Origin of the sequence: Pseudomonas putida, assembly GCF_028682455.1 — a bacterium.
GTDB classification, from domain to species: Bacteria; Pseudomonadota; Gammaproteobacteria; order Pseudomonadales; family Pseudomonadaceae; genus Aquipseudomonas; species Aquipseudomonas putida_AA.
In genome coordinates this window covers 541,187-562,312 of record NZ_JANHLD010000001.1, presented here as the reverse complement: position 1 = coordinate 562,312, position 21,126 = coordinate 541,187, and the positions used below count along the sequence as shown (strand labels likewise).

Annotated in this window: 12 protein-coding genes; 10 read left to right on the top strand and 2 right to left on the bottom strand. The window is 63.2% G+C overall.

Annotated features, from left to right (window positions below; all coding sequences use genetic code 11):
* The first annotated feature begins 211 nt into the window (after positions 1–211).
* The 10 genes from NPS58_RS02725 (at position 212) to NPS58_RS02680 (ending at position 11,324) form a co-directional block, all read left to right on the top strand.
* Positions 212–1,252, top strand: coding sequence for a phosphotransferase (locus tag NPS58_RS02725; RefSeq protein ID WP_274113293.1), 1,041 nt, complete (start codon positions 212–214; stop codon positions 1,250–1,252).
* 187 nt (positions 1,253–1,439) lie between these two features.
* The gene (locus NPS58_RS02720) at positions 1,440–3,461 is read left to right on the top strand and encodes a capsular polysaccharide biosynthesis protein (RefSeq protein ID WP_274113291.1); all 2,022 of its coding nucleotides are present in this window, start codon (positions 1,440–1,442) and stop codon (positions 3,459–3,461) included.
* Positions 3,401–4,717 carry a capsular biosynthesis protein gene (locus NPS58_RS02715; RefSeq protein WP_337994254.1) on the top strand — a complete coding sequence of 439 codons (1,317 nt, stop codon included), beginning with the start codon at positions 3,401–3,403 and terminating at the stop codon, positions 4,715–4,717. The genes NPS58_RS02720 and NPS58_RS02715 overlap by 61 nt, the downstream gene beginning before the upstream one ends.
* Positions 4,714–5,490, top strand: a complete 777-nt coding sequence (locus NPS58_RS02710; RefSeq protein ID WP_274113287.1) for an SDR family NAD(P)-dependent oxidoreductase — start codon at positions 4,714–4,716, stop codon at positions 5,488–5,490. The genes NPS58_RS02715 and NPS58_RS02710 overlap by 4 nt, the downstream gene beginning before the upstream one ends.
* 7 nt (positions 5,491–5,497) lie before the next feature.
* On the top strand, positions 5,498–7,006 hold the full coding sequence (locus NPS58_RS02705; protein WP_337994261.1) for an LTA synthase family protein: 1,509 nt from the start codon (positions 5,498–5,500) through the stop codon (positions 7,004–7,006).
* Positions 7,007–7,009: 3 nt separating this feature from the next.
* Positions 7,010–7,588 (top strand): GNAT family N-acetyltransferase, encoded by a 579-nt coding sequence (locus NPS58_RS02700; protein WP_274113283.1) that lies wholly within the window; start codon positions 7,010–7,012, stop codon positions 7,586–7,588.
* Positions 7,585–8,793 carry a capsule biosynthesis protein gene (locus tag NPS58_RS02695; protein WP_274113281.1) on the top strand — a complete coding sequence of 403 codons (1,209 nt, stop codon included), beginning with the start codon at positions 7,585–7,587 and terminating at the stop codon, positions 8,791–8,793. The genes NPS58_RS02700 and NPS58_RS02695 overlap by 4 nt, the downstream gene beginning before the upstream one ends.
* Complete coding sequence (locus tag NPS58_RS02690; protein WP_337994260.1) at positions 8,693–9,700, top strand: hypothetical protein; 1,008 nt, start codon at positions 8,693–8,695, stop codon at positions 9,698–9,700. Before NPS58_RS02695 ends, NPS58_RS02690 begins: the two co-directional genes overlap by 101 nt.
* A gap of 3 nt (positions 9,701–9,703) precedes the next feature.
* Complete coding sequence (locus NPS58_RS02685) at positions 9,704–10,747, top strand: phytanoyl-CoA dioxygenase family protein (protein WP_274113279.1); 1,044 nt, start codon at positions 9,704–9,706, stop codon at positions 10,745–10,747.
* A gap of 121 nt (positions 10,748–10,868) precedes the next feature.
* On the top strand, positions 10,869–11,324 hold the full coding sequence (locus tag NPS58_RS02680; protein WP_274113277.1) for an REP-associated tyrosine transposase: 456 nt from the start codon (positions 10,869–10,871) through the stop codon (positions 11,322–11,324).
* Between the two features lie 833 nt (positions 11,325–12,157).
* Here NPS58_RS02680 and NPS58_RS02675 read toward each other — a convergent pair.
* The gene (locus NPS58_RS02675; protein ID WP_274113275.1) at positions 12,158–13,510 is read right to left on the bottom strand and encodes an aminotransferase class I/II-fold pyridoxal phosphate-dependent enzyme; all 1,353 of its coding nucleotides are present in this window, start codon (positions 13,508–13,510) and stop codon (positions 12,158–12,160) included.
* Positions 13,511–13,521: 11 nt separating this feature from the next.
* Positions 13,522–21,045: a type I polyketide synthase gene (locus tag NPS58_RS02670; RefSeq protein ID WP_274113273.1), complete on the bottom strand. Its 7,524-nt coding sequence runs from the start codon at positions 21,043–21,045 to the stop codon at positions 13,522–13,524.
* Between the last annotated feature and the right edge of the window lie 81 nt (positions 21,046–21,126).

The following is a 21,126-nucleotide window of genomic DNA, read 5'->3' as shown; positions in this document are numbered from 1 at the left end:
GTTTCGAGCGGCGAATTTTAAGGATTTTGCAACATTTAGAAAAGTCCCTTTACGGCTGAGCGGCCAATTTAAACGCGCCAATGTGGCCTCCATCCCACTCCGGCGGCCAGCAAGGTAAACTTTTCGTTGTGCCTGCGCTCTGTATGACTCAGCATATTGTTACCAAAACCGCTACAAATCGGACAAACGGCAGTTGCCTAAGTTGAAGCTCATGAATACGGATCTACACCCCCTGCAAGGCTGCAGAACGCTTTACCGCTGGCAACAAGGCCGATTGGACCACCACCTGCAGGCGCTGATGCCTCAATGGGGCGAACTGCCGCTGGACATCACTAGCCAGGACCTTGACTCGAACGCTTCATTCGTCAACTACGTCCGTCATCATCAACTGCTCGACCCCTGCACCGGCCAGCAAGTCGAACTGGTTGAGAAATCAATTCGCAAGCTCGCCTTTATAGGCAGCCAGGAAGCGCGATTCCACCGTATTCAGGGCATGCTCAGCGGCAGTGAACACTTCCACTACCCCGCCTGCCTGGGGGTTATCGAAACCCCCGGCGAAAGCCTTATTTTCACCGAGTTCGTACGTGGCAAACCGCCGCGAATGCATGCCATCGCCAAACAGCTGGCGCTGGGCATTGTCGAGCTTGAAAGCCTGAGCCATCGTTACTTGCACGAGCAGCCGCTGCACAAGGCACCGCTGCTGTGGAGCATGGACTTCTTCCGCCCCTGGTTCCTGCTGCGTCCGCGCTTCAATTTTGCCCGCTGCCTGCCTGAGCTCGAGCGCCTGGCACAGCGCGACGAGCGCTTCACCGGCCTGGCAGACAAGTTCAAGGCCTTCACCCCCGTGCTGGCCCGCCTTCAAGCCGCCGCCCGACGCAGCCCACGCTGCATCAGCCACATGGATTATCTGCGCAAGAACCTGTTCGTCGACAAAGGCAAACTGCTGTTGATCGACTGGAGCGAGGTCAAGGTGGGGCGCGTGGGCTTTGATGGCGGTGCTTATCTTGGCAGCCTGTTCCGTCGCAAGGACATGAAAGTGTTCCTCGCCGCGCAACAGGAATTCATCGAGGCCTACCGTGCAGCCTTGCCCCCCCGCTTCGACATCGACGAGGCCCTGCGCAACCTGAACTACCTATTCCTGCTGACTGCGCTGTACCACTGCCTGCGCCCGGAAACCATCGAGGAGTACCAGGCAAAGCAACGCATGGCAGTGCTGCGGGAGAAGTACGACTACTTGCTCAGCCTGCTTTGAGCAACCGAGGGTGAAGCCCCCAGAGTGAACCTAAGATTTGTCGGATATTTCTCCTTATTTGTACGAAATGTCCGTCATCCGTTTGTGAATTTGTATTAACATCCGCGCGACATAATTTCCCCGATAGGCACCCTATCGGCACTGCCGCGCGCAGCCACACACTCAAACGGATTTCTGCTCCACGTTTATGGATGACGCTTTTCCTCGCCCGCGTTTGTTGATCCTGTCCAAAGGTGCTCAACGCATTGCCACACTGCCCTCGCTGCTGCCCGACTACGTGCTGCATAACGGTGCTGTGGGCGATGCAGAGCAGGCCGAGCAGATCATGGCCTGGGGACGCAAACCCAGCGCGCATAAGGCGATGGCCATCGCGGCGAAGAGCAACAAACCTGTCCTGACACTGGAAGACGGCTTTCTGCGCTCCGTAGGCCTGGGTACCGATGATCCGCCGCTGTCGCTGATCGTCGATGACCTGGGCATTTACTACGATGCCAGCGCTCCCTCACGCCTTGAACAATTGATCGCCACGCCCCTGACCGCCTGCGAAACCGAGCGTGCCCTGGCGCTGCAGCTGTTATGGCAGCAACAGCGGGTCTCCAAGTACAACGACGCCCGTATCGAGTCCCTCGACCTGCCTGACGACTGCGTACTGGTCGCCGACCAGACCTTCGGTGATGCCTCGCTGCAGGGCGCAGGTCCAGAGGACTTCATGGCAATGCTGGGTGCCGCCCTGGAGCGCTACCCCACCAGCACCGTCCTGCTCAAGGTTCATCCGGACGTAGTGGCCGGTCGCAAGCAGGGGCATTTCGACCTGAAGGGCCTGGCAAACCATCCTCGTGTGCAGGTGTTGTCGCGCAATGTTCACCCGGCCGAGCTGCTGCCGCGCATGCGCGCCGTGTACGTGATGACCTCGCAACTGGGCTTCGATGCGCTGCTGTGGAACGTGCCCGTACACACCTGGGGCATGCCCTTCTATGCCGGTTGGGGCCTGACCGATGACCGCCTTCCGGCACCGTCCCGACGCATGCCGGCAAGCCTTGCGCAGTTGATCCATGCAAGCCTTGTAGGCTACCCCCGCTATGTTTGCCCCGAGCACGGCAAGCCTTGCAGCCCGGAAGTGCTGATCAACTGGCTCGGCCTGCAACGTCGCCACCGCAGCCTGCTGCCGAACACTGTGCAGATGCTGGGTTTCAGTCGCTGGAAAGAGCCACTGGTGAAGTTGTTCTTCGACGGTGCGGCTATTCGATTCGTCAAACCCGAGCAGCCCCTCACTGAAAAGCTCTCAGTGGTGTCCTGGGGCTGCAAGCACGACGCCGACCTAACCACGCATCCTCATCCGGTCCACCGCGTCGAAGATGGTTTCCTGCGTTCGGTAGGCCTGGGCGCTGGCAAGGCTCGCCCGTTGTCCTGGGTCGTCGACGACCTGGGTATCTACTACGACGCTACGCGCCCTTCGCGCCTGGAACACATTCTGCGCACCGAGCCCTTCGACCAGGCGCTGCTTGATCGGGCACACGCACTGCGCCTGGCCATCTGCCAGGCCGGGATCACCAAATACAACTTGCCTGGTAGCACCTGGCAACGCCCCGCAAATGTACAACGCGTCATCCTGGTAACCGGCCAGGTCGAAGGCGATGCCTCGATCCGCTTCGGCGCCCATCGCATCCGCAGCAACCTGCAACTGTTGCAGGCCGTACGCAAGGGCAACCCCGATGCCTGGGTGCTGTACAAGCCGCACCCGGAAGTCCTGGCGGGCACCCGAGCACGGGGCGATGACGAAGCGCAGACGGTGCACTGGTGCGATGAAGTCATTGGCGACACACCACTGCAACAGTTGCTCGATAGCGTCGACGAGGTGCACGTGCTGACCTCGCAATCCGGCTTCGAAGCCTTGTTGCGCGGCGTGCCGGTGACTACGTACGGCCAACCGTTCTACGCCGGCTGGGGCCTGACCCAGGACAAGTCGCTGCATGCCGATGTGCAAGCCCGTCGCTCACGACAACTGAGCGTCGATGAGTTGGTCGCCGGCACCCTGTTGCTTTACCCCACCTACGTCAGCCGCATCACCAACCGCTTCACCACCGCCGAACAGGCTCTCTACGAATTACAGCATTGGCACGCGTTACCGCAGCCCGGAGCAACATCCAGATGGCAAGACTTGATTCAGCGCTTGAGCAGTTTATTGGGCTTGAAACGCCTGAGAAGCTGAAGGCGCGAGCAACGCTTCGCCCTCTAGCGCCACATCCGCGTAACAGCTTTCTGTTTCTACAGGGCGTCAGCTCGCCTTTTTTCAGTCGGCTTGCCAAAGCATTGCGGGCAAACGATCAACGTGTGAACTGCATCAGCTTCAATGTGGGCGACGTGTTGTACAACGCAGGCTCACGCAGCTCTTGCTCGATGCGACCCGATGAGCTGGATGCCTTCTACAGCGAACGCTTTCGTGAGCTGGACGTGACTGACCTTGTGCTGTTCGGCGACTGCCGTCCGGTGCATCGTCCTGCAATCGTGCTGGCTCGACGCCTTGGTATTCGTGTGCATGTGTTCGAGGAAGGGTATTTCCGCCCCTACTGGATCACCCTGGAGCGCGACGGCGTGAACAACAACTCGCTGCTGCCACGGGACCCTGACTGGTACCGCGAGGTCGGCAAGCACATTGCTCGCTATGGCAATGGCAATGCCTTCAAGCTGTCTTTTGTATCCCGGGCTGCGCACGATGTGCTCTATCACAGCGGCGGGGCGCTGAACAAAGTGTGCTTCCCTCATTACCGCACCCATGCGCCGTACAGTGCAGCCATGGAGTACGCAGGTTTTATCCGCCAGGGTATTCGCTTGCTGTTTGCCACGCGCCGCGCCAATCAGTTGGTGGATGAAGTCGCCCGCGAGCGCCGCCCAACCTTCCTGTTGCCCTTGCAACTGGACAGCGACGCGCAGATCAAGGACCACTCGCCATTCGCCAACATGTTCGAGGTCATCGACCATGTGATCGCCTCGTTCACCGCTCACGCGCCGTCCGAAGCCAGGCTGCTGGTAAAGGACCATCCGCTGAGCCCGGGCCTGGTGAACTACAAGCGCATCACCCAGGCGCTGGCCGAGCAGTACGGCGTGAGTGACCGCGTTGACTTCCTCGCCACCGGGCACATGCCGACACTGCTGTCGCATATCGCCGGCATGGTCACCGTCAACAGCACCGCGGGTGCTTCGGCGCTACTGCACAGCCGCCCGACCTTTGCCCTGGCCAACCCGATCTACGCCATGCCGGGGCTCACCCAGCAAGGCAGCCTGGACGACTTCTGGCACCTCCCTGAGGCGCCAGACATGGCGCTGTTCCAACACTTTCGCAACACCGTCATCCACACCACGCAAGTCAACGGCGGCTTCTACACCCGCTGCGGCATCGACATGGCCGTGAGCAATTGCATCGATGTGTTGATGGCAAAAACTTCAAGAATCGAAAACTTCCTATGACGCAACACTCTTCACCCCGCTGCATTCTCATCACGGGTGCCACCGGTGGCATCGGCGGCGCATTGGCGCCAGCCTATGCCGCACCAGGTGTGACTTTGATCCTGCAAGGCCGCCGCCAGGACCGCCTGGAAGAGATGGCCAGCGAATGCCGCGCCCTGGGCGCCCGTGTGTTGCTCGAAGCCCTGGACGTGCGTGACCTGGATGAGCTGCGCGCCATGGTGCGCCGGATCAGCGATGCCGAGCAGCCCGATCTGGTACTGGTCGGTGCCGGGCTCAATACCGCGGTGGGCAGCAATGGCGAGGCCGAGTGCTGGAATGAAAGCCGCGCCCTGCTCGAAGTCAACGTGATGGCAGCGCTCGCCACCGTAGAAGCGGCCTTGCCGGCCATGCGTGCCCGCGGCCATGGCCAGATCGCCCTGTTCAGCTCGCTGGCCGGCTGGCGCGGCTTGCCGGTGACGCCAACCTACAGCGCCAGCAAGGCGGCGATCCGGGTGTATGGCGAAGCGATGCGCGACTGGCTGGCCCCGCAGGGGGTGAAGCTCAATGTGATCATCCCAGGCTACGTCGAATCGAAAATGTGCTTCGAGATGCCCGGCCCCAAACCCTTCCTGTGGACCGCCGAAAAGGCCGCCCGGCGTATCAAGCGAGGCCTGGCCGCGGACCAGGCACGCATCAGCTTCCCATTCCCACTGAACTTCGGCACCTGGCTGTTGGGTGTGATCCCGCAGCGTCTTTCTTCGTTCATCCTGCGTGGTCTGAATTACAGTGATTGAGTTGTCCATCCTGCAGGCCGGCGTTATCGGCCTGCTGCTGACCGTGCTGGTCGAGCGCTTGCTTATCCCTCGCCCGAACCTGCGTCGTCCGCTGAGCTGCTGGCTGCTGCACGGCGGCCTGTGGTGCACCTGCCTTGCGCTGTTGTACGGCCTGACTGCGCGCCCACTGTTCAGTGGCGTGAACGTATTGCTGCTGTGGCTGCTGATCGTGATGGTCAGCAACGCCAAGTACCACTCGTTGCGCGAGCCGTTTGTGTGCGCCGACTTCGAATACTTCAGCGATGCGGTGCGCTTTCCGCGGCTGTACCTGCCGTTTTTTGGCTTCGGCAAGGCCGTGCTGCTGGCCCTTGGTTTTGTCGCTTACCTGTGGGCCGGGTTGACGTTCGAGACGCCTGTATCGGGAGGTCGTATCGAGGCCCTATGGCTGGGGCTGGGGGGCCTGTTGCTATTGAGACTTGGTCATCGTCGCCAGGTGCCGAGCTTCGATGCCGAAGCGGACGTGAAGCGCTGCGGTTTGGCCAGCAGCCTGTGGCGCTACTACTGGGCGGCCCGTGCGCCAGTTGAACGCAATGCTCTGGGATCGCCCTTCACCATCCCGGCTAAAACCCCATCGACTGCGCCCCTCCCCGACCTGGTGTCGGTGCAGAGCGAATCGTTCTTCGATGTGCGCGACCTGTGGCCTGGCGTGAAACCCCAGGTGCTGAGTGAGTACGACCGCCTTGCCGGCGAGGCACTGGCCCGGGGCAAGTTGCAGGTCGCCGCGTGGGGTGCCAATACCGTGCGCACTGAATTCGCCTACCTGACCGGCATTGCCAGCGAGCGCCTGGGCGTGCATCGCTTCAACCCCTACCGGGTGCTGGCGCGCCAGGGCTTGCCAAGCATCGCCGCGCACCTCAAGGCGCAAGGTTATCGCACCGTGTGCATCCATCCGTACAACGGCAGTTTCTATGGCCGCGACAAGGTGCTGCCGGCGCTGGGTTTCGATGAATTCATCGACGTGCGCAGTTTCGACAACTCGCAGAAGGCCGGTCCGTTCATTGGCGATTGCGCTGTGGCCGACAAAGTCCGCGAGTTGCTGCAGGACCCCGCCCGTACCCAACCGCTGTTCATTCACGCGATCACCATGGAGAACCATGGTCCCCTGCACCTGGAACAGGTCGCAGCCGCCGAACTGCCTACCTGGTTCGACCGTCCGCTGCTTGCCGGCATGGATGACCTGGCACCCTATGTGCGCCATATCGCCAATGCCGACCGCATGCTCGGCCAGTTGCGCGAGACGTTGCTTGGGCATCCTCGCCAAGCGCTGCTGTGCTTTTTTGGCGACCATGTACCAATCCTGCCGGACGTTTATCAGGCCATTGGTGCACCGGCCGGCGATACCGATTACCTGATCTGGTCGAACCGACACCAGCCCGGCACCTCTCCCAGCCCCATTCGGGTCGAAGCGCTGTCCAGTCGCCTGGTCGATTGCGCGCATAAGCAGCGCGCGCACGCTGCTGTTGAAGGCGTGGCCTGAATCGTGGTGACGATTGTGCTGGGGTCCAGCCTTGCGCCGGAGCAAACCGCTGATCCGGCCCTGCAGCGCGTGGTAACCGAAGGACGTGGCTCGCTGGCGTTCCTGCTGGGCAACACCGATTGCCGCCAACGCCTGCTCGGCACCTGCATCAACTGGGACCGGGTCCTGCTGGCCATGGAAGAAGGCAAGGCGCTGGGCTATGTGGCGTTCAAGCATCATCTGCGTGGTCCCTTTGCCCTGCGCGTGCAGCCCTTCGCCCAGGAATTTGGCAAGGTTCTAGGCTGGGTCCGATTCGCTGCATTCTGCTTGAGTGAATACCGAGAATGGCGCTACTCGTTTTTGCTGTACGGGTTGCGCGTAAGCAAGACGGCCCGAAACCGTGGCATCGGTTCTGCACTGGTGCAGGCCTGTTGTGCACACGCTGGCGCAGAAGGGTTCAAAGACGTCTTTCTCGAAGTGCCGCTGAACAACAACCGGGCCCGTGCCCTGTACCTGCACAACGGCTTTAATCTATTGCGCAAACGCTGGGTGCCCTTTCCACCGGTGCGCAGCATGCATCGGCTTGCGGAGCCTGCCTTGTGAACGGCCCAAGGATTGACCTGCAAGCGCTGGTGGAAGGCCCCGGCTGGATTGGTGTGATGTCGCAGTGGGTAGCCTGGAAGGTGCTGCACCTGCCGCAGTTTCTCGGCCCTGAAGGCCCCCCCTATTGGTTGTGGCGACGCGGGCAAAAAGCGCCCAAGGGCCTGAAGGCTATCGCGGGTATCGGCTATAAGGACTCCTCCGCTCAAGCCCGGGTGCTGTGCCAGCGCTGGGGCTTGCCTTACGTTGCCATCGAAGACGGTTTTTTGCGCTCTTCGTCCCTGGGTATCGAAGGCGATACACCGATGTCGCTGGTGGTCGACCCCGTCGGTATCCACTACCTGGCCGACCGCCCCTCGCTGCTGGAAAACATCCTCCAGGCGCCTGAGGAATTGAGTGCGGCAGAACTGGACAGCGCTGCCCAACTGATTGCGCTGATGCGCAGCAGCGGCATCGGCAAGTACAACAACGCCCCGGATCTGGACCCAACGGATACCTTGGGGCGCGAGCGCCCGCTGGTGCTAGTGGTGGACCAGACGGCTGGCGACTACTCGATTCCCGGCGGCGGCCTGACCGAGGCCGATTACGTCCGCATGCTCGATGCCGCCCTGGCGGAGAACCCGGATGCGGATGTGCGAGTACGTATTCACCCCGACTGCGTGGGCGGACACAAGCCGAGTTGCCTATTGGCCGCTGCCACCCAGCGCGGCGTCACCCTGGAAGCCAGGCCAGTGTCATGGGCATCGCTGGCCCGTCGTGCCCGACGGGTCTACATCGGGACCAGTCAGGCCGGGCTTGAAGCTCTGATCCAGGGGGTGCCCGTCACCTGTTTCGGGCTGCCGTTCTACGCAGGCTGGGGCCTGACCGACGACCGCATGCCGATCCCCAGGCGCCAGGCACGGCCTGACCTGGTGCAGTTGGTGGCGGCGGCCTACGTGCGCTACTGCCGCTATGTCGATCCGCTGACTGGCCAGCTCACCGATGCACTGACAGTAGCCCGGCAACTGGCACGTAAAAAAGCGCAAGACGCAGAGTTCGCCGGCGATATCACCGTGCTCGGGATCAAGCGCCATAAGCAGCACAACATCCGGCGTTTTTCAGCAGCCGCTGGGGCGCCTGACCTTCGCCCAAGACAACCCGTCACTGATAACCGATATCGCCGCCAGGCAAGGCAAGCTACTGGTCTGGGCTGCGCGCGAACCTGCTGATCTCAAAGCTCGTGCCGCCGCTGCCGACGTACCGGTGTGGCGTGTCGAGGATGGCTTTTTGCGCTCCAATGGCCTGGGTGTACGGAACGCGCCGGCGCTGTCGCTGGTGCTCGACCGCAGCGGTATGCACTTCGACACCAGCGCCCCGTGCGACCTGGAACACCTGCTGGAACATACAGACTTCGATACCGAAACATTGAGGGAAGCGGCCCGGCTGCGCGAAGGCATCGTTGCCCGGCGCGTGAGCAAGTACAACCTCAACAGTGCCGCCGACAATCAGGTCCGCTCCCGCCCGGGCCAGCGTCGTATCCTGGTCCCTGGGCAAGTGGAAGACGACGCCTCGCTGCGCTACTGCACCGACGGCCTGCGCGATAACCTGTCACTGCTTGCCCATGTGAGGGCTAACGCTCCGGATGCCTGGATCGTCTACAAGCCCCACCCGGATGTAGAGGCCGGCAAGCGTCGCGGCTTTGCACCTGACCACAACCAGCTCGGGTTGGCCGATCAAGTGCTTTGCGGCGTCGATATCACCAGCCTCTACGATCAGATCGATGAAGTGCATACCCTCAGTTCCACTGCTGGTTTTGAAGCGCTGTTGCGTGGCCTGACCGTGGCTACCTACGGCACCCCCTTTTATGCGGGTTGGGGCTTGACCCACGACCACCTGCCCTTCGCGCGCCGCACCCGGCGCCTGACCCTGGATGAGTTGGTAGCCGGCGCCCTGTTGCGCTATGCGCGCTATGCCGACCCCCAGCACGCTTTGCCCTGCGATGCCTGGCATGCCCTGACATGCCTGTCGAACCGTCGCCCGCAGCACTTGGCGCAGCACCCACGCCTGCTGCCGCTGCTCAATTACACCCGGACCATGCTCGGCTGCGGCCGTGCACCGGCCCCACTGAAGGATTAGACCATGCCTGCATCATTGAAGGATCTGGGCCGTTATGCGGCGCTGCCCTGGCATTGCCTGCAACTGCTGACCCACGCCAAGTCATTCGAGAACAATCCCGTACTGGGCAGCGCCCGGCTCAATGCCCTGGGCTTGCACGTGCAGCGTCGCCAGCTGGCCATGGGCATGGCGGCGATGCGCCGTCGGGCGCTGGCGCCACGGCTGGATGCGGGCGAGCTGGCTCACTTTGAAGAGCAGGGCTTCTTTGTGCGCGAGAACGCCTTGCCTGCCGAACAGTTCGCCGCCTTACGCGCCGAGCTTGGCAACCTGCGCAGCACCGGTTGGGAGATGCGCCAGGGCAAGGCCGTGACACGCCGTGTGAGCCTGGACCAGGATGTACTGGAAAAGCACCCGGCCAGCGCCGCGTTCGTGGCCGACCGCGGTGTACGCGACCTGATCGCCTATGCGTCGTCCAACACCGGCGGCATTACTTATCAGCTGCAGTCGATCGTGATCGATGGCGTGAATGCCGAGCAGGATCCGCAAACCCGCCTGCATGCCGATACCTTCCATCCGACCGCCAAGGCGTGGTTGTTCCTGGATGACGTGGAAGATGACCAGGGGCCATTCAGCTATGTGCCGGGCTCGCATCGCCTGACGCCGCAGCGCCTGGCCTGGGAATACCGCCAGAGCCTGGATGCGGCGCGCTCGCCGGAGCAGATGCACCGCGAGGGGTCGTTCCGGATTCACGAGCATGAACTGGCCGAACTCGGCCTGCCGATGCCGCGGCGCTTCTCGGTTGCGGCCAATACGCTGGTGGTAGCCGACACCTCGGGCTTTCATGCCCGCTGTCCGAGTTTGCGCCCGAGCCATCGGGTGGAGATCTACGCGAGCCTGCGGCGCAATCCGTTCATTCCGTGGCGCGGCGCACACCTGTTCGCCCTGCCCTGGATCGCCAACCATCACATGCGCTGGGACATCCGCCTCAAGCGATTGATGGGTTTTGACAAGCGCAGCCACTGGCGTTTTATCGAGGCGCTCAACGCTTACGAAAAGCCGTATATCTGACCGACACACACAAAACCTGTGGCTGGCTTGCCAGCGATGTGATTACACATCCCGTTAAGTGAGCAAACCACAGGTCCGACCATTTGAATCTACCTTGAAGTTTCAACTTCAGGAGATCGACATGGACCGTCCCAGCTCCCATCGCCTACGCCGTGGCCGCGTATCAGAACCAGGCAGGCTTTATCTGCTCACAACAGTGGTTGAAAACCGAGCGCCCATTTTCGAAGACTTTCACCTGGCCCGCCTGATTGCCCATCATTTTCGAGTTGCACAACAGATGGATGAGGCAAAATCGTTGGCATGGGTCGTCATGCCCGATCACTTTCACTGGTTGGTCGAGTTGCGACAAGTGACGCTGAAAACCCTCATGCGCAGGGTCAAATCGCGAAGTACTCTCGACGTGAACAAAGCTTGTAAACGACGAGGAAGGTTATGGCAGCAAGGGTTCCATGACCGGGCATTACGTCAAGAAGATGATCCGCGCGCCGTTGCACGTTACCTGGTTGCCAACCCCTTGCGCGCAGGGTTGGTACAAGGCATTGGTGATTATCCCCATTGGGATGCCGAATGGCTTTAAATCCCGAAGTATCGATCGCTGGCAAGCCAGCTCCCACAGGGTCCGCGCAAAGCTTGAGGTCTGCGCTGTATCTGTGGGAGCTGGTCTTGCCAGCGATGAGGCCAGTGCAGCCTGCCCTTCTGGTGCCGCCTGGGTTACGCCCGCCGTGCAGCCGATCGCTGGCAAGCAAGCCCCCACAGGGTCCACGCAAAGCTTGAGGTCTGTGCTGTATCTGTGGGAGCTGGTCTTGCCAGCGATGAGGCCACTGCAGCCTGACCTTCTGGTGCCGCCTGGGTTACGCCCGCCGTGCAGCCGATCGCTGGCAAGCAAGCCCCCACAGGGTCCGCGCAAAGCTTGAGGTCTGTGCTGTATCTGTGGGAGCTGGTCTTGCCAGCGATGAGGCCAGTGCAGCCTGCCCTTCTGGTGCCGCCTGGGTTACGCCCGCCGTGCAGCCGATCGCTGGCAAGCCAGCTCCCACAGGGTCCGCACAAAGCTTGAGGTCTGCGCTGTATCTGTGGGAGCTGGTCTTGCCAGCGATGAGGCCAGTGCAGCCTGCCCTTCTGGTGCCGCCTGGGTTACGCCCGCCGTGCAGCTGATCGCTGGCAAGCCAGCTCCCACAGGGTTCGCACAAAGCTTGAGGTCTGTGTGTATTAGTGGGTGATGGCCTTGCTGGCGATGAGGCCAGTGCAGCCTGCCCTTCAGGTACCGCCGGGGTTACGCCCGCCGTGCAGCCGATCGCTGGCAAGCAAGCCCCCACAGGGTCCGCGCAAAGCCTGAGGTCTGCGCTGTACTTGTGGGAGCTGGTCTTGCCAGCGATGAGGCCAGTGCAGCCTGCCCTTCAGATGCCGCCTGAATCACGCAAGCCTGGCCATCTCTTCTGCGACGATGGCCACGGTGCTGATGATCTGCTCTTCGGTGTGCTCGCAAGACACAAAGAAACGCACCCGCGCCGCCTTTTCCGGTACTGCCGGATAAAGGATCGGCTGCGCGTTGATCCCGCGCTCGAACAACGCACTGGACAACCGTCCCGCCTTGAACGAGCTACCCGTGATTACCGGTATCACTGCAAGCCCGGTGCTGGTCGCAGTGTCGAGGCCGGCGGCCTTGGCCAGGCGCAGGAACAACTCGCCACGGGCCTGCATGGTCTGCACCCGCTCTTGGTCGTGGGCCATGCACTTGAGCGCCGCCAACGCCGACGCGGTGACCGACGGCGGCATGCCGACGCTGTACAGGAACCCCGGGGCTAGAAACTTAAGGTGCTCGACCAGCGCCGTGTTGCCGGCAATGTAGCCGCCGCAACTGGCCAGGGCCTTGCTCAAGGTCCCCATCCAGATATCGACGTCATCGCCCGCCAGGCCGAAATGCTCGCGAATACCTTTGCCGGTCGCGCCCATCACGCCCAGTGAGTGCGCCTCATCGACCATCAAAAAGACTTTGTGTTTGCGCTTGAGCTCGACGAAACGCGGCAGGTCCGGATAATCGCCGTCCATGCTGTAGATGCCCTCGACCACCACCAGCACCCGTTCGAAATGCTGGCGCTGCTCGGCCAGGATCCGATCCAGCGCTTGCCAGTCGTTATGAGCGAAGCTCAAGCGCCGCGCGCCGGACAACTGGATACCCTGCAGCACGCTGTTGTGGATCAGCTCATCATGCAGAACCAGGTCACGCGGGCCGAACAGGTAGCCGATGGTGGTGACGTTGGTGGCGTGGCCACTGACGAACACCACCGCGTCTTCCACCTCATACAGGCTGGCCAACTCACGCTCCAGCTCACGGTGCAGCGGGCGGTCACCCGACACCGGGCGGCTGGCCGACACCGAGGTGCCATAGCGATCAATCGCAGCCTTGGCCGCCTCGGCCACCACCGGGTGACCGGAGTAGCCGAGGTAGTTGTAGCTGGCAAAGTTGATGTATTCGCGGCTGCCGATGCAGGTTTCGGCGCCCGCCGTGCCCTCGTGCATACGAAAGAACGGATTGGCCAGGCCCAGGCGTGCAGCGCTCTGCTGCATCACCCGCAACTGCTGGTAGCCGGGGTGCTGGTCGAAGCGGTAGAACGCCTCGGGCACCTTCAGCGCGGCCTGTTGTGCTTGCTCCAGGGTCGCGCCGCCGGCCGTATCGCCCGCCTCGCTGCGACGGCGTTCCAGCGCTTGCTGGATCAACCGCTGCTTGATACCGGCACCCAGGCCGGTGGGCGTTTTTGCAGTCATCGGACTTTCACTCAATCAATCAAACGGTTGGGGACTGCAGTGTTATCGGCAAGCTCGGCGTTAAGTTCAGCGATCTGCTCACGACTCAGTTCGCTGCCGTGACGAGCCAGCACGTTCTCGGCCAGGGCGGCAGGCGCCGAGGCTTCGTTGGCCCCTGCTTCGCCGCGCAGCAGCTCGAGGATGCGCACGCTGAGTTTGTCGATGCTGGAGCTTTCGCTGAGTTCCATCACCGGCAGGCGAATGCCAAAACGCTCTTCCAGCGCGACGACCAGCTCGACACTCATCAGCGAGTCGAGCCCCAGTTCCTGCAAGGGGCGCTGGGTGTCCAGGCGCGCTGCCGGCAGGCGCAAAATTTCGCAGACTTCGTGCTTGAGCAGCTCGACGAAACGCTCCAGCAGTTGTTCGTCGTCAAGCTCGGCGAGCATGCGCTGAATGTCTTCGGCGTCGTTGTCATCGTCCTGTTCGCCGCCGTGGGCACGGACCAGTTCGATAAAGCGCGGTGTCGCCGCACTCGGCAAGAAGCGCGACAAGGCCTTCCATTCCAGCTCCAGCACACCGATACCGTCGTCACCCTTGAGCAGCATCTGCTCCAGGTGCGCCAGCGCCACGTCAGCCCGCAGTGCTGCACCGCCCATACGGCTTTGCAGGGCATCCTTGATCTGTTCGTTGCGGGCCAGAAAGCCCACGTCGTCGATGGCACCCCAAAGCACGGCGGTCGCCGCCAGCCCCAGGCTGCGGCGATGGCGGGCGAGAGCCTCGAGCCAATGGTTGGCCGCTACGTAGTTGGCCTGGCCCGGATTGCCGAACAAGGTGGTGGCCGACGAGAACATCACGAAGAAGTCCAACGCCAGTTCACGAGTCAATTCGTGCAGGTATTGAGCACCCTTGGCCTTGGGTTCCAGCACGCGCTGCAACTGCTCGGCATCAAGATTGCGGATCAGGCTGTCGTCGATCACCGTGGCGGCGTGCACCAGGCCGCGCAATGGATAGGCGCTTGCGTTGATGCGCTCGAATACGCCACGCAGCTGCTGTGCATCGGTGATATCGCAGGCCAGGGCCTGTACATCGATGCCCTGGGCCTGCCATGCCGCCAGGGCGGGCTGGGCCTCGGCACTGGCCGGGCCACGGCGGCCCAGCAACACCAGGTGCCGCGCGCCTTTGTCCACCAGCCACTGCGCCGTGCGCAGGCCGAAGCCGCCCAGGCCGCCGGTGACCAGGTAGGTGGCATCGCCACTGAGTTGCAGCTGCTCCACCGGCTGCTGGCGGGTCTCCACCAGTTGCTCGATCGGGTTGCCGTAGGTGACCACGATCTTGCCGATCTGCCGCGCCTGCTGCATGTAGCGGAAGGCCTCGACCACCTGGTTGGCATCGAACTCGCGGAACGGCAACGGGTGCAGGATGCCCTGCTCGAACAGTTCCATCATCTGCGCGAACAGGCGCCGGGTCAGGTCCGGGCGCTCGCTCATCAACTGGTCGGCATCAATGCCGAAGTAGCTGATGTTGTTGCGGAACGGGCGCAGGCCAATTCGCGTGTTCTGGTAGAAGTCGCGCTTGCCCAGCTCCAGGAACCGGCCAAACGGCTTGAGCACCCGCAGGTTGCGGTTGATCGCCTCGCCCGCCAGGGAGTTGAGCACCACGTCGACGCCGCGTCCGCCGGTTATTGCTAGCACTTCGTCGGCATAAGCCAGCGAGCGCGAGTCGAACACCTTGTCGACACCCAGCAGGCGCAGGAAGTCGCGCTTCTCGTCGCTGCCTGCGGTGGCGTAGATTTCTGCGCCACACCACTTGGCGATCTGGATCGCAGCGATGCCCACACCGCCCGCGGCGCCGTGGATCAACACCTTCTCGCCCGGCTCCAGGCGCGCCAGGTAATACAGGGCGTAGTAAACGGTGAAGAAGGTGCTTGGAATGGTTGCCGCCGCTTCGAACGACATGCCATCTGGAATGCGCGCCACGGCGTTGGCGTTGGTCACCAGGCGGTTGGCAAAGCTGCACGGCCCGAAGCCCACCACGCGGTCGCCCGGAGCGAAATCGCCGAGTACATCGGCACCCTTGCCCTGGACCACACCGGAGAATTCAAACCCCAGGGTCGGCCCGGAGAAGCCATTCTCGATGGCTTCATCCGACAGCAGGCCAAGGGCGAACATGACATCGCGGAAGTTCAGGCCGGTGGCGCGTACGGCAATGTCCAGCTCGTCCGGCGCAGGCAGGCGCGGCTCGCGCACTTCCCAGCGCAGGTTGCGCAGCTGGCCCGGCAGATCGAAGCCCAGGCTGATGCGTTTGTCGCTGTCGCCCACTGCCTGGGCCTGATCGCGCAGTACGCGCAAACGCGGCACATAGCGCTGGCCATCGGCGGTGATCGCAACCTCGGTCTCGGCGTCGGCCTGCAGCAGCGCCGGCAGCAGGCTGTCGATCGGGGCATCGAAGGCCAGGTCGAGCAGGCGGACTTTGCAGCTGGCCGACTCGTTCGCCAAGGTGCGGCCAAAGCCCCAGAAGGCGGCATCGGCGATGGCATCGACGTTGGCGGCGTTGTCGCCGGCGTACAGGTGAGTGGCCGCACCACGGGTCAACAGCCAGCATTGCGGCGCCATACCCAGCGACTCGCATGCCTGTACCAGTGCAGCCGCTTGCATGCAGCGCAAGCCCTGGCCATCGAGGCCCAGGTTGGCATCGAACCCGGCCAGGTGCACGACCTGCTCCGGTGCTTGCCCAAGCGCGGCGAGTTGCTGCCCCAGCGCCAGGGCATCGCCCGGCACCAGCAGGCTGACCTGCTGGCCTTGCCCACGCAGGGCCTGGGCCAGCTGTTCAGCGGCGCCCTGCCCGGCCTCGGCCAGCAAGGCCCAGCGCTGCACGGCAATCTCGGCAGCAGGCGCAGCACTGTTGGACGCTTTTTCGGCCAGCAGCAGGTAGCTGCCACAGGCATTGCCTGGCAAGGCTTCAAGGGTATGGGTCGGGATCAGGCCATGGCGCTGCAGCTCATGCAGCCAGAACGATGGCCGCTGCTGCCGCGACAGCGCTTGTTGCGGGCCGGCCAGCCACCAGTCGGCCTGGGCACCGAAGACGAAGTCGGCCCAGCGTGCCGGGTGTTGCGCCAGCAAGGCCAACTGGCCGTGCGGGTCAAGGCGGCTCGCGGCCTGGCGCAGGGCATCCCCAATGCTGTCCAGTGCCGCCAGGTCAGTCGGCATCAGCACCCAGTCGAACCCACGGGCATCCACCAGTTGATCAAAGCCGATGATGTCCAGCGCCGGGCAATCGTCGCGCAGCATCTGCGCCAGCTCCGGCTCTTGCACGCAGTAGCTGTAATCGACGCGATCAAAGTCGATACCGGCGTACAGCGTCTCGATAAAGGACGGGCCACCGAAGCCAAGCTCCAGCACCCGCAGTCGCTGCCCGGCCGGCAATGCGGCCAGGCGCTGGGCCAGGGTTTCGCGCACCCCGGCGAGCAGGCGTTGCTGCCCCGTTGCGCCCAGCACCAGGCGTGCCAGGTTGGCGCCGCTGGTTTCACGCGGCAGCAATTGTTCGAGGGTCTGACGACCGTCCAGCAAGGCCAGCAAATGGCGACCGATACGGCCGACCGAATGAATGATCTGGAAGTGTTCCGGATAGCTCTTGAACAGCTCCTGCCAGATTTCCTCGGAGGCAGGACGCTCGCCCGCCTCGACGATCTGCCAGGTGCCACCGGCATCGCAGCTCAGGCTGCCGTCGTCCAGGCCGTGGCGCAGCAAGGTAGCCAGGTAGTCACCCGGCACGCCTTCGTGCTGCGACCACAGGGCAACCTGCTCGGCACTCAACTGGCCGCCGGCCTGCTCGATCAGGTCGAGGACAAAACTGGAACACAGGGCTTCGAGCAACGGCTCGACTTCGTTGAGGTACCGCGCCTGCACGGCTTCATCGGCCAGCCCCTGCAGATGAGCAACCAGTGGCGTGCCGGCCATGGCGTCACGCAACACCGGAACGGCCTGACCAGGCGCTGCGACACCGACATGGGCCATGCGCTTGATGTCGCCAGAACGGTCACGTTGCAGGCGCACGCCACGAAAGCGCGCATCCTTGATGAACAACACGGCATCGCCGGCTGCGTCGAACAAGGTGAAGTCCACCAGCAAGGAATGCTCGGTGCGCTTGAGCTGGACCACCTCGGCCAGGCACGGCACACCACCAGCCTTGGCAAAGGCGATGCGACCGAACTTGACCGGAATGAACGCCAGGCCCTTGTTGCTGCCCGGCTGGCTGACCAGCAGTTCAGTGATCAACTGGAAGGCACCGTCGAGCAAGGCCGGGTGCAGGTGCAGCGTGGCCAGTTCGTCGGCGATGGCGTCGGGCACGCTCAGCTGCGCCAACACCCGGGCAGGCTCTACCCAGACGGCGGATACCGCCTGGTAGGCCGGGCCATAGTTCAGGCCGACCGCGCAGGTCAGTGCCAGGTGCTGCTCAGCCGTGAAATCCGCCGGGCGCTGCGGCAGTGCTGGCGCACGACCACCGAGCAGCACACCACGGGCTTCACCCGGCAGGCGCGCCACTACGTGCTGCACCCACTCTTCGCGCTGGGCCAGGGTACGTGAGGTAACCCGCAGGGTGCCGTCGGCCTCTTCGACGTTGACGCGGATTTTCTTGCTGCCCTCGCTGCCGAGCAGCAGCGGGTTGTGAATCTCCAACTCTTCGATGTCGACGAACTCACCCGGCTGGTGCAGCAAGGCAACGGCCAAGGCCAGCTCGGTGAAGCCGGCGCCCGGGAACAGTACCGACTCACCCACCTTGTGATCGCCCAGGGTCGGGAACAGCTGGGTGTCCAGACGGTTCTCCCAGGCCAGGGCACGGTCGGTGAGCGGGTAGCCAAGCAGCGGGTGCACGCGCTCGCGTTGCAGTACACCGAAGGATTCGGCGCTGACCGGCAGCTGGAAGCTGTCACGCTGCCAGGCGTAGTTCGGCAGGCGCAGGTTGTTGCCGGCCACCGGGAAATACGCCTGCCAGTCCGGCTCGGCACCGGCGATCAGCAGCTTGGCCACGCAACGCTCCAGCAATGCCGGGCTGTTGTCCTTGCGCAGCAAGGTAGCGATGACCTGACCCGGCAGCTCGCACTGGGCCAGGGCGTCGGTGACGTAGGAGCGCAGGATCGGGTGCGGGCCGACTTCGACGAACAGGTTGAAGCCCTGTCCCACCAACGCATCCATCGCGCCCTGGAACAACACCGGGAAGCGGATGTTCTGCCACCAGTAGCGGCTGTCCAGGCGCTCGCCGTCCAGCGCGCTGCCGACGACCGTCGAGTAGAACGGAATATCGCCACTGCGCGGCTGGATGTGCGCAAGGTCAGCAATGACCTGCTGCTCGATCGGATTCATCGCCGGAGAGTGGAAGGCATAGTCCAGGCCCAGGCGGCGCGCGAACACCTGCCGTTCGGCGAGTGCCTCCTCAAGCACGCTCAACGCCTCGACGCTACCGGCGACCGTGGCACCACGGGCACTGTTTTCGCCTGCGACCACCAACTGCCCGTCCAGGCCCAGCTCGACCAGCACTGCTGCAGTGGCTTCGCCCGACAGCCCCACGGCGGTCATTTGGCCGTTGCCACGGGTCAGGCCCTGCAGGCGGCTGCGGTGGAAGATCACCCGGGTGGCATCTTCCAGGCTCAAGGCGCCACAAGCCCAGGCTGCGGCCACTTCACCCACGCTGTGGCCAATCACTGCCACCGGGTGGAAGCCCTGGGCTGCCAACACGCGGGTGACCGCCACTTGCAGGGCAAACAACGCAGGCTGGGCGATCTCGGTGTGCACATAGCGATCTTCACCGTTTTCACCCAGCAGCTCGGCGCGCAGCGAATAGCCCGCCAGCGGCTGGAAAATGGCATCGACTTCGCCGACCGCCGCCTCGAACAGCGGGTTGCCGAGCATCGCGCTGCCCATGCCCTGCCACTGCGAACCGTTACCGGAATAGACGAAGACCGGGCCCTGGACCTTGTCCAGCGCCTGGCCGGCCTCGAGCACCGAACTCAGCTCGCTGAGGCTCGGGTCGTCGGCATAGTCGGCCAGCGCCTGGGCGGCTTCTGCCGGATCGGCGCTGATCAGCAGCAAGCGATGCGGGTGGGCGTCGCGACGGAACATGGCCTGGTAGGCCACGTCGTAATAATTGGCCTGCGGGTGCGCGGCCAGGTAGTCGGCAAAGCGCTCGGCCGTGGCCCGCAGGCCGTTGCCATCCTTGGCGCTGAGCATCAGCGGCAGTCGCCGTGCGCCGGTTGGCGCGGCAGCGGTAGTGTGCGGCGTCGGGCTTTGCAAAATGACATGCGCGTTGGCACCGCCGAAGCCGAAGGAGTTGATACCGACGGTCAACTGCCCTTCAGGCTTGAGGGTGTGGGTTTCGGTCACGACCTTGAGGTTGAGGTCGGCAAACGCGATGTTCGGGTTGAGCTCCTCGATGCCGATGGTGGCCGGCACTTTGCGTTCGATCAGGCAGTTGAGGGCCTTCATCAGGCCGGCAACGCCGGAGGCGGCTTCCAGATGGCCCAGGTTGCTCTTGACCGAGCCGATTGGCAGCGGATTGCCAGCCCCACGGGCCTGGCCCAGGGCCTCCCCGATGGCGCGGGTTTCGACCGGGTCTCCGACTGCGGTGCCGGTGCCGTGCGCTTCCAGGTAATCCAGCTGCGACGGATCGATACCGGCCTTGGCGTAGGCGCTTTTCAGCAGGGCGGCCTGGGCATCGGCATTAGGCAAGGTCAGGCTCGACTTGCGACCATCGGTGTTGACCGCACTGGCGGCGACCACGGCCAGGATCGGGTTGCCGTCGGCTACGGCCTGGTCGTAGTCCTTGAGCAGGAACAGGCCACCGCCTTCGGAGCGTGCGTAACCGTCACCGCTCTCATCGAAGGAGTGGCAACGCCCGGTGCGCGACAGCATCGAGGCCTTGGCGAAAATCATGAAGCCGAACGGGTGCATGTGCAGGCTGATACCACCGGTCACGGCCTGGTCGATATCACCGCTGATAATGGCCTGGCAGGCCTGGTGAAAGGCAACCAGCGAAGACGAACAGGCGGTATCGATGGCCATGCTCGGGCCGCGCAGGTCGTAGAAGAACGAGAGGCGGTTGGCCGCGATGCTCATGGTATTGCCGGTGGCGGTGGCGGCATCGATCGACGCCATGTCTTCCACCAGGCGATACGCCTGCTCAACGGCGGCGATTCCCAGGTACACACCGCAGTTGCTGCCGCGCAGACTGGACGGCTTGACCCCGGCGTTCTCGAAGGTTTCCCAGCACATTTCCAGCAGCATTCGCTGCTGCGGGTCCATCACTGCCGCTTCGCGTGGGGAGATATTGAAGAAGCCCGCATCGAACGCGCTAACGTCGCCCAGGGTGCCGGCTGCAAAGGTATAACTGGTGGCCGGGTTGGCTTTGTCCGGGTGCAGGAACTCGGAATGATCCCAGCGCGAGGCGTCGACCTGGGTAACCAGGTCCCGCCCGGCCATCAAGTTCTGCCAGAAGCTGCTCGTGGTGGAGCCGGGAAAACGGAAAGAACAACCAACAATTGCTACCTGTCTACGCTTTGTCAAAACCCATTCCTTTAAAACTCTTCCGGGCACCGTCCCATCCTGCGGACAGCCGGCGTGCCAGGCCAATATTCTTTTGGCAAG

Excerpts from the sequence above, each read along its gene's own strand:
- NPS58_RS02680 (WP_274113277.1), top strand. The coding sequence starts at position 10,869 with ATGGACCGTCCCAGCTCCCATCGCCTACGCCGTGGCCGCGTATCAGAA.
- NPS58_RS02675 (WP_274113275.1), bottom strand. The coding sequence starts at position 13,510 with ATGACTGCAAAAACGCCCACCGGCCTGGGTGCCGGTATCAAGCAGCGG.
- NPS58_RS02715 (WP_337994254.1), top strand. The coding sequence starts at position 3,401 with ATGGCAAGACTTGATTCAGCGCTTGAGCAGTTTATTGGGCTTGAAACG.
- NPS58_RS02685 (WP_274113279.1), top strand. The coding sequence starts at position 9,704 with ATGCCTGCATCATTGAAGGATCTGGGCCGTTATGCGGCGCTGCCCTGG.
- NPS58_RS02720 (WP_274113291.1), top strand. The coding sequence starts at position 1,440 with ATGGATGACGCTTTTCCTCGCCCGCGTTTGTTGATCCTGTCCAAAGGT.
- NPS58_RS02710 (WP_274113287.1), top strand. The coding sequence starts at position 4,714 with ATGACGCAACACTCTTCACCCCGCTGCATTCTCATCACGGGTGCCACC.
- NPS58_RS02725 (WP_274113293.1), top strand. The coding sequence starts at position 212 with ATGAATACGGATCTACACCCCCTGCAAGGCTGCAGAACGCTTTACCGC.